We start from the raw sequence: 14,302 nt of genomic DNA on the forward strand, positions 1-14,302 counted from the left end.
GCTGGCGCAGGCGCTGCGGAACTCGCCTGTGACGGGGCGGCGTTGGACGGCGCATTGCCAGAAGAGCCGCCTGAAGCGCTGTTTGGAGGGGTGCCAGAAGGTTTGCCAGGTTCTGTCATGAAGGTTGAGCGCCAGAAGGTGTTAAGGGAGATGCTGAAGGTGTCGCCGGCGTAAACGGCGCGACCGGCTCCGTGGTGATCCACAGCCAGGTGGCGCGGCCGGTGATCCAGATCATGGTCAGCACCGCGATGACCGCGATCAGCATGAATACGTCGTTGTAGGCCAGGGTATTGGCCTCGCGGGTGGCGGCGGTTGCCAGCGAGCGAATGCCCAGGCTGGTGCGCGCGGCCGGATCGGCGATGGCCGAAATATACGCACCGCTCGCGCTTTGCAGGCGCGATTGCACCTGAGCGTCGATCAGCGTGACGTGCTCGACGATGTGCGCCGAATGGAATTTCTCGCGCCAGACCTGAAAGGTGCCCAGCAGCGCCGAGCCGATCAGGCTGCCGACGTTCTGGGTGATCCCGAACATCACCGAAAAACTGACCATGTTGCGCGGGTTGCTGATCACCCCGCTGATCCCCAGCACCAGGGTTGGCCCCAGAAAGAAGGTGCCGCCGAACGCCAGCAAAAACTGGCTGAAATACATCTGCGGTTCACGGGTCAGGCTGGTGGAGAAGCTGTCCATGCTCGAACCGATCGCCATCAGTGCCAGGGAGATGATCAGCGGCTTGAACAGGTGCTGCGGATCAATCGTCAGCGCGCTGACTGCCAGGCCGGCGACGCTGCCCAGCAGCATGAACAGGTACAGCGTGTGCAGCTGCTCGGTGCCCTGATTCATCCCCTGAAGAAAACCGACCGCGCCGGTGGATTGCTCCGACAGCACGATCCGCGTCAGCAGCACGCCGAAGGCGAAGCGGATCATCCGGCCACTGCCCAGCCAGCGGGTGATCAACAACGGTCGGGTGCGGTTGTGCTCGATACACAGCCCGGCAAGGATCAGCACGATGGACGACGCCAGGGCGATGCCGATCCAGGGCTCTTCAAGCCACCATTCGATCCGCCCCAGCGACAACGCCGCGCACAACGCCGCGAAGCCTGAAGCGAGCAAGGCAAAGGTCAGGAAGTCGAGTTTTTCGAAGGCTTTGAAGCGGTCACCGGGGGGCAGTTTCAGAATCAGCACGCAACCCAGGGACAGCAGGCACATGCCCAGTTCGAACAGGTAAAGCCCGCGCCACTCGGCAATCTGCAGCAGGTCTTCGGACACCAGTCGCGCCAGCGGCGTTGCCAACTGCGCGGTGCCGAGGCCCAGCACCAGGGCTTTCATTCGCCACTTCTGCGGGAAGGCCTGAATCATGTAGTACAGGCCCAGCGAACTCAGTGCCGCGCCGACCATGCCGTGAGCAGCGCGAACGGCGATGGCCGATTCGATGTCGTTGACGAACAGGTGCGCGAAGGTGACCAGCGCGTACAGCACCAGAAATACTTCGGTGAACGCGCGCAGACCAAACTGCTGGCGAAACTTCACCAGCAGCAGGTTCATCGACACATTGGTCATGACGTACGCGGCGGGCAGCCAGGCAATCTCGGCCTGGGTGGCACCCAGCGAGCCTTGCAGGTATTGAAGGTTGGCGACCACCAGCGCGTTGCCCAGCCCGCCGGTCAACGCCACGATCACGCCGACGATGGCATACGCCCAGCGCTTGGGCGTTGCGTGCAACGGCGTCGACGGCGAGCCCGGCAACGTCGGTCGCTCGTGGGGAGCCCAGTCGTGCGGTCTGTACTTGTCGTTCATTGAGCGGACCTGATGAATGCCGTGCCGAGCCACTGAAAAAGCGATGGGGCCAGCCGCTATGAAAGCGGCCGCCTGTGAAGGCTAGCTGAGCATTCTCAGCTAATCATTCTCAGCTCCCGCGCCTGCTCCAGTGTGACATCCACCGCATGAATGCTAGCCTGCCGGTGCTTGAGCATCCCGCCGCTGCGGCCGTTGAACACCGCGTTGATCTCGGCGAGGATCGACAACGCCACGCTGTGGGGCGCGTCACCGCCCAGGTCCAGCCCGACCGGGTAATGCAGGCTGGCCTGGGCAGCGGCTTGACGGGCCTGATCCGGCAGCTCGTCGAGCAAACGTTCGGTGCGGCTGCGTGGTCCGAGCTGCCCAATGTAGCGCGGCGTGGATTGCAGCACCTGTCCCAGCCAGTGGCGGTCCTGGCTCAGGCTGTGGGTCATCACCACCACGGCGGCATCGGCGACCATCCCGTGCAATTCGGGCATTGGCTGCAGCGGCGCCGACAGCACCTGATCGGCCTCGGGAAAACGCTGGGGCCGGGCGAAGTGCGAGCGCGCATCGATCACCGTGATGTGCCAGCCCTGCAGACGCGCCATGCTGACCAAGGGCATCGCGTCATGGCCGGCACCGAAGACCACCAGTCGACGCGGGGCTGCGATGAACTCCAGCAGCACTTCAACGGCACCGTCCGCGCTTTCGTAAATACGTGTGGCCGAACGGCGGGCGTCGAGCACCGTTTTCAGGTCCTCGGCCACGGCCGTCGCCAGCCAGCGTTCGCGCATTTCGATGTGCACCTGCCCGGATGAACGAATCGCCACCCGCTCACCCAGCGCCGTGTGGCGTTCGCTTTGCGTACCGATCACCGTCGCCAGCGCAGCGCCAACACCGCTGGCCTTGACCTCACGCAACACGTCGACCACCAGACTTGCCGCCCGGGGATCTATCCGTTCGAAGAGGATGTGCACCGTGCCATTGCAACCCAGGCCAAAGCTGAGTTCGGCGTCTTCGAGTTCGTCGTCGTCCTCGCCGGTGCTGTACGTGCGCAGGGACGGCTTGCCATTGGCGGTCAGCCACCAGGCCTTTTTGCTGACGTCGCTTTCGAGGCAGCCGCCGCTCACGGTGCCGGTCGCCTCGCCCATCGGGGCGATCACCATCCGCGCACCCGGACGTCGGTACGCCGAACCCTCGACCTTGACCACCGTGGCGATCACCACTTCCTGCTGCCCGGTCTGCGCTTCATCGAGCGCCCCCAGCAGACTGGATAGATCATTCATGCGCGTCCCCAAAAACCGGTTTATTCATCTGGCGTGATTCACTTTTAACCTTACCTCTAACCTGCAACGCCCCTGCCCTCTCGGGCAAACGTGCTGTTGTGCAGACTGTGCGTCGTCGCGCAGGTTCAGGTTTTGCCTGCAAAACACGTGTTGTGCGCAGCGCACTTGCAGCGAATGGCCAGCAGGTTACCGCAGACGGCGCGCGGATTGGCCATCGGTCACCCGCGGCGCGAATCAGCCCGCGCCGGGACTACACTCGGTGCGTGCCGTTAAATCCATGCAAAACGCTGATGATCCAAGGCATCAACGTAGTCATGGGAAGTGGCCGTCCTTCATTTGGATATTTCGGTTGAACATTCCGAGCGACGCGAGCCTCAAACCCTGAATCGCCGTACCGCCTGGCTGTGTGGAATCACTCCACCGGGTCCACCGGGCATCGGCTACGCCGGAGAGCACCTGATGACGCGCCAATTACGCCAGCTTCGCGAAACATCCTCCACGCACACCCTGTGCCAGCGCTTTCAAAGCGTGCGCGACCGTACCGAATTTCTGGTCGAGCCGCTGAGCGCCGAGGACATGGTGGTGCAGTCGATGCCCGATGCCAGCCCGGCCAAATGGCACATGGCGCACACCACATGGTTCTTCGAAACCTTTCTGCTGGCGCCGAACCTGCCGGCCTACGAAGCGTTCGATCCGACGTTCGGCTACCTGTTCAATTCCTATTACGAAGCTGTCGGCCCGCGTCATCCGCGTCCGCAGCGCGGCCTGATGACCCGGCCAAGCGTCGATCAGGTCCTGGCCTACCGCAGGCACGTCGACGAAAACATGACGACGCTGCTGCTGACGCCGCTCAGCGACGAGATGACCAGCCTGATCGAACTCGGCCTGGCCCACGAAGAGCAGCATCAGGAACTGCTGCTGATGGACATCCTTCATCTGTTCAGCCTGTCGTCCCTGAAACCCGCCTACAGCCCGCGCTGGCCGAAAGACCTGTCGGGCCGTCGCGGTCATTTCAAGCCGCTGAGCGCCGGCCTGACCGAAATCGGCCACGACGGCGACGGCTTTTCGTTCGACAACGAAGGCCCACGCCACACCACGTATTTGCAGTCCTTCGAGATCAGCGACCGGCTGGTGACCAACGGGGAGTGGTTGAGCTTTATTGCTGACGGCGGCTATCACACCGCTGCGTTGTGGCTGTCCGAAGGCTGGACCCTGGTGCAGGAAAATGGCTGGAATTCGCCGATGTACTGGCAGCACGACGAGAACGGCTGGAAGCGCATGAGCCTGCGCGGCCTTGAGTCGATTGACCCTTCGGCGCCGGTCACGCACATCAGTTACTACGAAGCCGCCGCGTTTGCGCTCTGGGCCGATGCGCGCCTGCCCACCGAAGCCGAATGGGAAGCCGCCGCCCGCGCCGGTTTGCTGGAGCAAGTGGACGATGTGGCCTGGCAGTGGACTCAAAGTGCCTACAGCGCCTACCCCGGTTTCAAGCCCTCAGTGGGCGCAGTCGGTGAGTACAACGGCAAGTTCATGGTCAATCAGATGGTCCTGCGCGGTGGTGCCAGCGTTACGTCGCCCGATCATTGCCGCCTGACCTACCGCAACTTCTTCCACGCCGACAAACGCTGGATGGTGTCTGGCCTTCGCCTGGCCCGTGATAGCCGTCAGCCCGGCGTGGTGGACCCGAATGACAGCGAGTTTGCCCGCGACGTGGTGGCCGGTCTCGGCGCCCCGGAGAAAACCCTGTCACCCAAGTATTTCTATGACGCTGCGGGTTCCGACCTGTTCGAAGCCATCTGCGAAACGCCTGAGTACTACCCGACGCGCGCCGAAACCGGGTTGCTGAAACGCATCGCCGGCGAGATCGCTGCGACGGTTCCGGCGGGCGCGGCACTGGTGGAATTTGGCAGTGGCGCCAGCGAGAAAACCCGTCTGCTGCTGGATGCTGCGCCGCACATCGGCGTTTACGTGCCGATCGACATCAGTGTGACGGCATTGAACAAGGCCGCGCGGTCCCTGCGCCAGCGTTACCCGGCGCTGATCGTCGCGCCGCAAGTCGACGACTTCACCCGCGTACTTACGCTGCCTGAAGAAGCCGACGGCCACACCCGCGTGGGTTTCTTTCCGGGCTCCACCATCGGCAACTTCAGCCACGAGCAGGCCGTTGATTTTCTCCACGGGGTCCATGACGTGCTGGGTGAAAACGCCCATTTCATCGTTGGCGTCGATCTGGTGAAGGACGAGCAGACACTGGTGGCGGCGTACGACGACGCCGAGGGCGTGACCGCGCAGTTCAACAAGAATCTGCTGACGCGCATCAATCGGGAGCTGAGCGCCGACTTCGACGTCTCTGCTTTTGATCACCTGGCCGTGTGGAACGCGGAACAGGCCTGCATGGAAATGCACCTGGTCAGCCGCAAACAGCAGAGCGTCACCGTTGCCGGTCACACCTTCCGCTTCGCCGCCGGGGAACGCCTGCACACTGAGAACTCCCACAAATTCACGGTTGAGTCGTTCACCGAACTGGCCGCGCGTGCGGGCTGGACCGTCAGCGAATGCTGGATCAGCGACGCGCCGGAGATGGCGTTGTTCAGCTTGCAGGCGTGACAGATGATGGGCTCATTCCCGCCGGAAACTTCATTGTCATTTGCAAAATGGCGCTGGTAGCATCCGTTCGCACCCTCACGGACCCCGGCAATACAGCCGGGGATTGAGCACAACAATAATCAACAGGGAGTCAGCGATGACGGCTCAGGTAATACCTGCCGAATACGCGGGCCAGCAATCAGCCTGCGCGAGCGTTCTGTCCGACGTACGCAATCACATTGGTCACCTCACCCTCAACCGCCCCCAGGGCCTCAACGCCATCGACCTGCACATGGTCCGTCAGCTGCAGTACCAGCTGGACGCCTGGGCGAAGGATGACAACGTTTACGCCGTGGTCCTGCGCGGTGCCGGCGAAAAGGCATTCTGCGCCGGCGGCGACATCCGCTCGCTGTACGACAGCTTCCAGGCCGGCCGAACCGAGCACCTGGATTTCTTCGTCGAAGAATACGCGCTGGACCTCACCCTGCATCATTACCGCAAACCCGTGGTCGCCCTGATGGACGGCTTCGTGCTGGGCGGTGGCATGGGCCTGGCCCAGGGCGCGGACCTGCGCGTGGTCACTGAGCGCAGCCGTCTGGCGATGCCGGAAGTGGCAATCGGTTATTTCCCTGACGTGGGCGGCAGCTACTTTCTGCCCCGTGTGCCCGGCGAGTTGGGGATTTATCTGGGCGTTACGGGCGTGCAGATTCAGGCCGCCGATGCGCTGTATTGCGGGTTGGCGGACTGGTACCTCGACAGCGAACGCCTCAATGACCTCGATCTGCAGCTGGATAACCTGAAGTGGAGCCTGACCCCGCTCAAGGATGTGCAGGGCGCGCTGGCGAAACTCGGCGTTCAGCACTTGCCTGCGCCGCCGCTGGCGAAGCTGCGTCCGGCCATCGATCATTTCTTCGGCCTGCCGGACGTCCCGAGCATCATCGAGCAACTGTCGCAAGTGAGCGTCTTCGATACCCATGCCTGGGCCCTCGACACCGCCCAGTTGATGCAAACCCGTTCACCGCTGGCGATGGCGGTCACGCTGGAGCTGTTGCGCCGCGGCCGGCACCTGCCGCTGGAGAGCTGCTTCGGCCTGGAGCTGCATCTGGACCGCCAGTGGTTCGAACGAGGTGACCTGATCGAGGGCGTTCGTGCCTTGATCGTAGACAAAGACAAGAAACCGCAATGGAGCCCTTCCAGCGTGCAGGCCCTGGATGCCGAGCACGTCGCAAGCTTCTTCAGCGGTCATGAGGCGTGACCTATGCAAGATCTTGAACTGACCGAAGAACAAGTAATGATCCGCGACATGGCGCGGGACTTCGCGCGCAATGAAATCGCGCCCCATGCCCAGGCCTGGGAACAAGCCGGCTGGATCGACGACGCGCTGGTGGCGAAGATGGGCGAACTGGGCCTGCTCGGCATGATCGTCCCGGACGAATGGGGCGGCAGTTACATCGACTACGTCGCCTACGCGCTGGCAGTCGAGGAGATCTCCGCCGCCGACGGTGCCACCGGCACGTTGATGAGCGTGCACAGTTCAGTGGGCTGCGGGCCGGTGCTCAACTACGGCAGCGACGCGCAGAAACAACAGTGGCTGGAAAAACTCGCCAGCGGCCAGGCCATCGGCTGCTTCTGCCTGACCGAACCCCAGGCCGGTTCCGAAGCCCATAACCTGCGCACCCGCGCGGAGCTGAAAGACGGCCAATGGGTGCTCAACGGCGCCAAGCAGTTCGTCAGCAACGGCAAGCGCGCGCAGTTGGCGATTGTCTTCGCCGTGACCGACCCGGAGCTGGGCAAGCGCGGCCTGTCGGCATTTCTGGTGCCCACGGACAACCCCGGTTATCGCGTCGACCGTATGGAACACAAGATGGGCATCCGCGCCTCCGACACTTGCGCGGTAACCCTGAGCAACTGCCGGATTCCGGCGGAAAATCTGCTGGGTGAACGGGGCAAGGGGCTGTCCATTGCCCTGTCTAACCTGGAAGGCGGCCGCATCGGCATCGCCGCCCAGGCCTTGGGCATCGCCCGCGCGGCATTCGAGGCGGCGTTGGGTTATGCCCGCGAGCGTGTGCAGTTCGACAAGCCGATCATCGAACACCAGAGCATCGCCAATCTGCTGGCCGACATGCACACCCGCATCAACGCTTCTCGCCTCTTGGTCCTGCACGCCGCGCGCCTGAGAACGGCGGGTAAACCCTGCCTGTCGGAAGCGTCCCAGGCCAAGCTGTTCGCTTCTGAAATGGCCGAGTGGGTCTGCTCCAAAGCGATACAGATTCACGGCGGCTATGGCTATCTGGAAGATTACCCGGTGGAGAAATACTACCGGGACGCGCGGATCACCCAGATCTACGAAGGCTCCAGCGAAATCCAGCGCCTGCTGATCGCCCGCGAGCTGCGGCACTACGGGCTGTAAGGGTCACGCCCCTCCCCCCCCCAGAAACGCCGAGCCCCTCAGGGCTCGGCGTCTGTCACTCAGCGACCGCCCGGCGCGGGGCTCGGCACGACAAAGCTGCGTCGCCCCAGCCGCAGAATCAGCAGGGTCACCGAATCGGCATTGGCCAGAATCACCTGGCCGCGTTTGCGTGCATCGCTGAGAAACACGTCGCGGGCCTCCTCCAGGGTTTTGCTGCGCGTGAGCTTCAGGATTGCATCGTGTTCAAAGCCCTCTTCCTCATCAAAGTCACGCCACTCGCCCTCCCTCAACTGCAGAAACAGCTCATCCCGGGCGCTCAGATGCGACAAGCCGTACGCCTGCAGGCGTTCGATATCTGCTTTGAGCTTGATATTGTTGGCGTTGTTTTCGAGCAGCAGGTCTGTATAGGGCGCCGTGGTTTCCAGGTAGGCAATGTCATGGGTATCGAGCACCAGGTGCGAGAGTTCGTGGATCAAGGTCGTCGCGCGGTAATGGGCCGGGAAATCGAATCCCTCCAACGCGGCCTCCCGCTTCAGCGGAAACTGCGGCGCATCGAAATACCGGTCAGTCAGAAACACGCGTTTTTTCGGGTCTCTTTTGATGACGAAGCCCATGGTGGCTCCGTGGCCTGCGCGGTTGGTGCCCACCACAAACCGTGGCGATGAGTAGGGCGACAAAGACGCATCCATGACCTCGTCGAAGATTGCCTTGATCGCGCGTTCGGTATCGACCAACAGCTCGTGGTCGGGCGAACTGACACCGAAAAAGTCACCGATGATCTGCGTGACGCGCGGGTCCAGCGGGGCGCCGGGGGCATGAACGTTGAGGTTGTCCAGGGCGTTTTCCAGATACCGCTTGGCCTGTAAATGGGCTTCGCCAATATGCCGCGCGCGCTCGCGATAGAACTTGCGTATGTCGGCCATGCCACTGGCTTCAATGAGCATTACGTCATCAGCGCTAACATCGGCAGCGTGTTTACGCAGTTTGGTCAGTGCCCCTCCGCCGCCCTTCAGACCGGACTGGATATCCAGCTGCCAGCGTTGATTTTCATCCAGCATGAGGCGCGGGCCAACCGTTCGGTCAGCACCGATAATCATCCAGCTGCCATCCCCGGCCTGGCGGCGCACCTCATAGACCCGTCCGGCGACCGCTGCGTACGCCTTCCCGTTGTTCGGATCCATGAACAGATTCAGCAAGTCATCGCGGCGCAGGTCTTTCAGCGAGATATTTGGGGCCTGCAGCGCATGCAGGCGGGCCAATTGTTCAGCGGTGAGCGTGACGCCACCCCAGTAGACGACCGGCGTCGGTACCTCCTCGTCCGCCACCAGATCGCCGCCGATCAACTCGTCTTTTTCAGCCTGCTCCCGGGCTGTCACCATCACGCCCAACGCAGCAGAAAATTCGGAGATGGCCTCCCCCCAGTGACGCCCTGACGCAGAAGCGGCCGACGCGCGAAACAGCGTATGGCTCTGCCACAACGCAACCATAGTGGCAAACTTGCCGGGCACAATGCTCAGTGCCTGCTCCAGTCCCAGGTAAGCCAGAAACTTGCGCGAAGCCTGATCGGCCTCCTCGGTCGTAACCGTGTTGGACTCGCCGACGTGAACCAGCAGGCTCACGGTGTCGGTGAACATGAACTGCAGCGCGTTACCTTTTTCTTCCGCCAGAGCAATCGTGACCGGCCCTGGCGTGTTTGTCGGCACATCGCCCGGCCCCTGATCAAAGAACGGCAGATGAGGCTCAACGAACCCGCCGTGCTCATAGCGCTTGCGAATCTCCGGGTCCAGTCGCTCCAGCAGCAGCCGTTGCAGGCTCGCGTCGCTGCGGATATCGGCCAGCAGCGCGGCCAGCGTGGTGTACTCGCGGAAGATGAAATCCGGATGGAACACGGCGTGCAGAATCACCGGGCCGCTGTCAGCGTCCTCGGCGCAGATCAGATAGACACCCCTGACGGTGTCTGCCGTCATGCCTTCGTCTGCGACCAGCCGCAGCGCGCTGATGATCGTCCGCTCATCGTCGAGCGGCTCGCGGGCTATCCCGTCGGGCATTTCAACCACTTGGGAGATGAATGCGCAGGCTCGGGGGCTCAGCTGTCCTTTCAGCTTCAGCTCCATCGCCACCGCCTGCATCATCGGTGGCATCTGGTTGACAAAAAGCTTGCTGCGTTTCAGCCATTTCCCGTCCGTCGGGTTCAACGTCTGACGCAGCAGCGTTCGGAACCCGGCGCCGACGTCCAGCCGTCGGACAGTCCTGCGCACGTAATCGGGGGTGATCACGCTGGCCCCATCAGACTGATCGGCGGAATGGATGCTCAGCACCGCGTCCGGGATGTCAACGAAGCGGTTGATGGCGTAGTCCGTCAGTGACTCGCTGCGTTCGAGGGTGGCGGCGGGAATTCCTGAAGGGATCTGTCCGATGCCGGGGGGCGCGGCGACGTAGCGGCGGTGAGTGACGGTGATCTGGTCAGGGTCCAGAGTGCGCTCGGGGAAATCCTTGCGCATCTGTTCAACCAGCCGGTCGCGTGCGTACTCGGAGAGCGTCGGGATGTCGAACAGAAAGCCATCGCCCCCTTCGCAGGCCATGAAATAACGGCGCGATAGCGCGTTATAGGCGCGAAGATCGCTGACAGAAGCCGACTTCATCCAGTCCGGCAACATCTCTTGAAACAATGAGGTATCGATGCGTATCGCCAGCGCATCAAGCATGTCGACCAGTTGCGTGTCCAGTTCAGTGGCCCCGGCAACGCGCCTGAACAGCCCGGCTTCGAAACGACAGCGGCGGGCGCGGGCGCACAGTTGCTGGAGGTTCTGTAGCTGGCGGTCAAACACACTTTGCTGCAACGCCTCGATCGCGTGGCCGTCGCAGCGAGTGAAGCGGACGCGAACCTGATCCGCTGGCTGCGTTTGGAGTTGGGTGCGCAGCAGCGCACGGTCGCGCTCCCCCAACAGCCCCAGCCAGTGCTCGCTGTGCTTGCGCCGCAGTCGCCTGCCCAATGTTTCGCTCAACGCCTGAGGCGAGGCAAAATGCTGCCAGCCCCGCCGGCCGCTCCAGAGCATCACGCCGGCATCGGGCGCCAGCGGCTGCCAGAGCGCCATCGAATCGCTAAGGGTGGCCCCCGCCTCTGCGCCATAGACCAGCGACAGCGAGAACACTTCGGTGATCGCCGCACCCGATTCTGTTCTCTGGGCACGGACAGGCGCGTTCATGACTTGCATGGCCATACGGGCAGGCTCGCTCTTGACTGCCCCCGTTCGCTCCCTGACCGCCAGATCCAGCCGCAATGCGTCTTCCCTGAGCACCAATGCCATGGAAACCGGTTGTAGCTGCCTGTCGCCCATACGCGCAAGGGCCGTGCGTGATCGTCCGAAACGCTCAAGGTAGCGTTCGACGAAATCCGCTGCCACGCGCTTGAGCATGAAGTTGATGAGCTCGATATCAAGGTGCGCCCCTGCGGCTTGACGGGTGAGCAGCAGTTGCGCCGTGTGTTCGAGGGGATCAGGACGGTGTCCGCTGACGCGCTCCAGCAAAAGCGCCAGCAGATCCATCGACGTGGCGTGCAAGGACTCACTGATGGCGACAGAGTCCGACTCCACATCGGAGGCGCCGAGCGGCTGCGACTCCAGCCAGCGCACCCGCACCTCGCCCGCGTACAGGCCGCGCGCCGAGGCCACGCATAAATAGCTTTGCAGCGCCTCCTCTGCATAGCTCACCAAGACGTTATCCAACTGGCGCAGATGCGCCGCATTGGTATCGGACACCTGAGTTTTCTCTATCCAGGAGGGCGTTGACAGCTGCAATTCAGGCGGCTCGGCGGTTTCGGAGACTGCCGGCTCTTGACCATTACTATCACCCTCCGGGTGCGGAGCGACCAAAATCAGGTCATCGGCGGCGCTGCTGCACCAGACGGCCGCAAAGTTCACCGGCTGATCATGCCGCCAGCGTCCGGCACTGAAATGCAGCTGACGCGGATCGATCAGCTGGCGCACGTCCAGCGCATCGTCATACATCGCTGACACCTTGACCGGGTCGGTCGACAAACCCGTGACGTACTGCAGATTGCGCAGCTGCAATGCCAGGATGGAATCCACCCGTTCGCGGAACAAGGGCCCGTCGACACTATCGAGCGAAAGCGTCAAGGCACCTTCACGCAGCAACAGTGGCTGGTCCACAAGCGCCAGTGTCGGGCGCAACAACTCGCGGCCTTCCGGGGTTGAGCAAAAAGAACTCAGCGCCGTCAGGTTGGCGAATCGACGCAGGCCGTGCTCCGGCGTAAACCACAGCAGCGGCAGATCGGCGGGGCTGAAATCGAAAACCAGCGTACCGGCCAGTGGCGTGGTCGTGCCGTCGGCCACGTGCAGCACAAGACGTCTGCAGCGCAAATGAGCTTCTGACGAGATATAGCGCGGACCGGACATGAGCAACGGCCTCACCGTTTCCTGCTCTTGCCGAGTGAGATGGCCCTCGTGGCCGTAGCGATTTAGCTCGTGGCACAGGCTAGTCGCGTAGATCTGGACAGCCATGTCGCGGCAGGAACCGGTAGCGCGTTGCTCGCTCCAGTAATCGCGCAGCAGTTGGGCAAATCGGTCAGGCAACGCTGGCGTTGTGTCGGCTATTGCCCGAGCGAATAATTCCGCGTCGCTATCGCTTACCACCCTCCCCTGCGCATCGAGGAATTGCTGCGTCACCCCCGCATTCTGATTGGAACCGCAAAACGCTTCAAACGCCGTTTGAGCGAGGGTTTGAGTCATCAACACAAGTTCTTCGTCGGCATTGAAAGCCGGTTGAATCATGTGCATGAGGTGCCTCGCCGGATCAATCTGCTTATCCGGAAACAGCCGAAGGAGTTGCAGGGCCATCGTTGACGTGACAGCGCGGGACAGGTCTGGCGTCAGCTTCAGTTGCTCGGTGAACTGCCTGACCGAATGGGCTTGATACTCAACGATGGCCTGCATCTGCGACTGAAAAACATCCTCGTCGATTTTTTCGTACTCGAACGAAGCTGCAGGGTCATTGCTCACAAATCGCGTGAGCAGTGTCTCCAATAGCTGCGAGCGACCGTCGAAGGCCTCGACCCCGGACGCCAGGGTAAACAGGAAAATCCGTGGATCGGCGGTCTGGGCATGGCTGAACATCAGCGCAGCACCGAGCTCCAGCGAACTGGGCGGCCCCTCGTTGAGAATCAGCCGGTCGACCCGCACCGGGTCGGGATCATCGGCGGCCATCGCGCCTGCCGCGCCTCTGAGCCAGGTCTGTTCGGATGAGCGGAGCACGCCGGCCGCGAAGGCGTGGTCGAGTTCGTCGAGAAAGCGCTGTCGCAGTGACGCGCTGCTGAAATACGTGGTGGTAACGGTGGACATGACAACTCCTTGAGCACAAGCGCCCACGGCCGGCGTTGGCCGGGCATGGGCAGGAAAGGCTGGGAGCGTAGGGAAGAAATCCACCGCGACTGCGGTACATAACGCTGTACACGGGCAAGGAAATTCAGGATTGAATGGCGAAGACGCGGCGACGTACGGCCATGAATGCGAAAGGCCTGCACGTTGAGTGGCGTGCAGGCCTTTTCATCAGAAGACAGTCCAGCCGATCAGACTTTCAGGGTGCGCTCAACATGGCCGGCGAATGCATCAATGATGTTCTGCAGGAACGGGCGGGTCTTCTCGCTCAGCTTGCCGTGTTCGTCAAAGAAGGTGCCCGCGTTGCCCAGGTACGCTTCCGGCTGCTGCATGCACAGCACGTCGAGGAACACGAAGCACTGGCGCAAATGCTGATTGGCACCAAAACCGCCGATCGCACCCGGCGACGCACTGACCACCGCCGCCGGCTTCGCACTGCCCCAGGCGCTTTTGCCGTAGGGGCGCGAGCCGACGTCGATGGCGTTTTTCAGCGCGCCCGGCACCGAGCGGTTGTATTCCGGGGTAACGAACAGAAACCCGTCTGCACCCTGCAAGGCCTGACGGAAGGCGGTGTAAGCAGCAGGCGGTGAATCATGGTCGATGTCTTCGTTATAAAGCGGCAGGTCGCCGATTTCGACGATGCTCAGTTTCAGGCTTGGCGGCGCCAGTTCGGCCAGTGCACGGGCCACTTTGCGGTTGATGGAATCTTTCCTCAAGCTGCCGACGATGACTGCAATCGAATGAACCTGGCTCATGAAACGGACCTTCTGCTGTTGGAGGAGATAACAGTTATAGATGAAACATGTGCGCAATTCTGTGTTGTTTTTCCGTTGCTGATCATCGAAACGTT

Annotated in this window: 7 protein-coding genes; 3 read left to right on the top strand and 4 right to left on the bottom strand. The window is 62.2% G+C overall.

The window, feature by feature from the left end; all coding sequences use genetic code 11:
* Positions 1 to 115: 115 nt before the first annotated feature.
* Together QWI20_RS16625 and QWI20_RS16630 are read right to left on the bottom strand one after the other, a co-directional pair.
* The gene (locus QWI20_RS16625; RefSeq protein WP_369306381.1) at positions 116 to 1,795 is read right to left on the bottom strand and encodes an MFS transporter; all 1,680 of its coding nucleotides are present in this window, start codon (positions 1,793 to 1,795) and stop codon (positions 116 to 118) included.
* A gap of 95 nt (positions 1,796 to 1,890) precedes the next feature.
* On the bottom strand, positions 1,891 to 3,063 hold the full coding sequence (locus QWI20_RS16630) for an XdhC family protein (RefSeq protein ID WP_369306382.1): 1,173 nt from the start codon (positions 3,061 to 3,063) through the stop codon (positions 1,891 to 1,893).
* Positions 3,064 to 3,522: 459 nt separating this feature from the next.
* Here QWI20_RS16630 and egtB point away from each other — a divergent pair, with 459 nt between their 5' ends.
* The 3 genes from egtB to QWI20_RS16645 all read left to right on the top strand — a co-directional run bounded on the left by egtB (position 3,523) and on the right by QWI20_RS16645 (position 8,059).
* Entirely contained in the window at positions 3,523 to 5,670 is a 2,148-nt protein-coding gene (gene egtB / locus QWI20_RS16635) for an ergothioneine biosynthesis protein EgtB (RefSeq protein WP_369306383.1), read from the top strand.
* A 136-nt stretch (positions 5,671 to 5,806) separates the two neighbouring features.
* On the top strand, positions 5,807 to 6,904 hold the full coding sequence (locus tag QWI20_RS16640; protein ID WP_369306384.1) for an enoyl-CoA hydratase/isomerase family protein: 1,098 nt from the start codon (positions 5,807 to 5,809) through the stop codon (positions 6,902 to 6,904).
* 3 nt (positions 6,905 to 6,907) lie between these two features.
* Positions 6,908 to 8,059, top strand: coding sequence for an acyl-CoA dehydrogenase family protein (locus tag QWI20_RS16645; protein ID WP_369306385.1), 1,152 nt, complete (start codon positions 6,908 to 6,910; stop codon positions 8,057 to 8,059).
* Between the two features lie 59 nt (positions 8,060 to 8,118).
* On the opposite strand, the gene QWI20_RS16650 is transcribed toward QWI20_RS16645, so the two are convergent.
* Complete coding sequence (locus tag QWI20_RS16650) at positions 8,119 to 13,416, bottom strand: DUF6543 domain-containing protein (RefSeq protein WP_369306386.1); 5,298 nt, start codon at positions 13,414 to 13,416, stop codon at positions 8,119 to 8,121.
* A 227-nt stretch (positions 13,417 to 13,643) separates the two neighbouring features.
* The gene (locus tag QWI20_RS16655) at positions 13,644 to 14,207 is read right to left on the bottom strand and encodes an NADPH-dependent FMN reductase (protein ID WP_369306387.1); all 564 of its coding nucleotides are present in this window, start codon (positions 14,205 to 14,207) and stop codon (positions 13,644 to 13,646) included.
* Between the last annotated feature and the right edge of the window lie 95 nt (positions 14,208 to 14,302).

Source organism: Pseudomonas sp. W2-17 (assembly GCF_041060445.1).
Taxonomy (GTDB): Bacteria; Pseudomonadota; Gammaproteobacteria; order Pseudomonadales; family Pseudomonadaceae; genus Aquipseudomonas.

What these genes read in the sequence shown, in the direction of transcription:
- QWI20_RS16625 (WP_369306381.1), bottom strand. Translation starts at nt 1,795, where the DNA reads ATGAACGACAAGTACAGACCGCACGACTGGGCTCCCCACGAGCGACCG.
- QWI20_RS16630 (WP_369306382.1), bottom strand. Translation starts at nt 3,063, where the DNA reads ATGAATGATCTATCCAGTCTGCTGGGGGCGCTCGATGAAGCGCAGACC.
- egtB (WP_369306383.1), top strand. Translation starts at nt 3,523, where the DNA reads ATGACGCGCCAATTACGCCAGCTTCGCGAAACATCCTCCACGCACACC.
- QWI20_RS16640 (WP_369306384.1), top strand. Translation starts at nt 5,807, where the DNA reads ATGACGGCTCAGGTAATACCTGCCGAATACGCGGGCCAGCAATCAGCC.
- QWI20_RS16645 (WP_369306385.1), top strand. Translation starts at nt 6,908, where the DNA reads ATGCAAGATCTTGAACTGACCGAAGAACAAGTAATGATCCGCGACATG.
- QWI20_RS16650 (WP_369306386.1), bottom strand. Translation starts at nt 13,416, where the DNA reads ATGTCCACCGTTACCACCACGTATTTCAGCAGCGCGTCACTGCGACAG.
- QWI20_RS16655 (WP_369306387.1), bottom strand. Translation starts at nt 14,207, where the DNA reads ATGAGCCAGGTTCATTCGATTGCAGTCATCGTCGGCAGCTTGAGGAAA.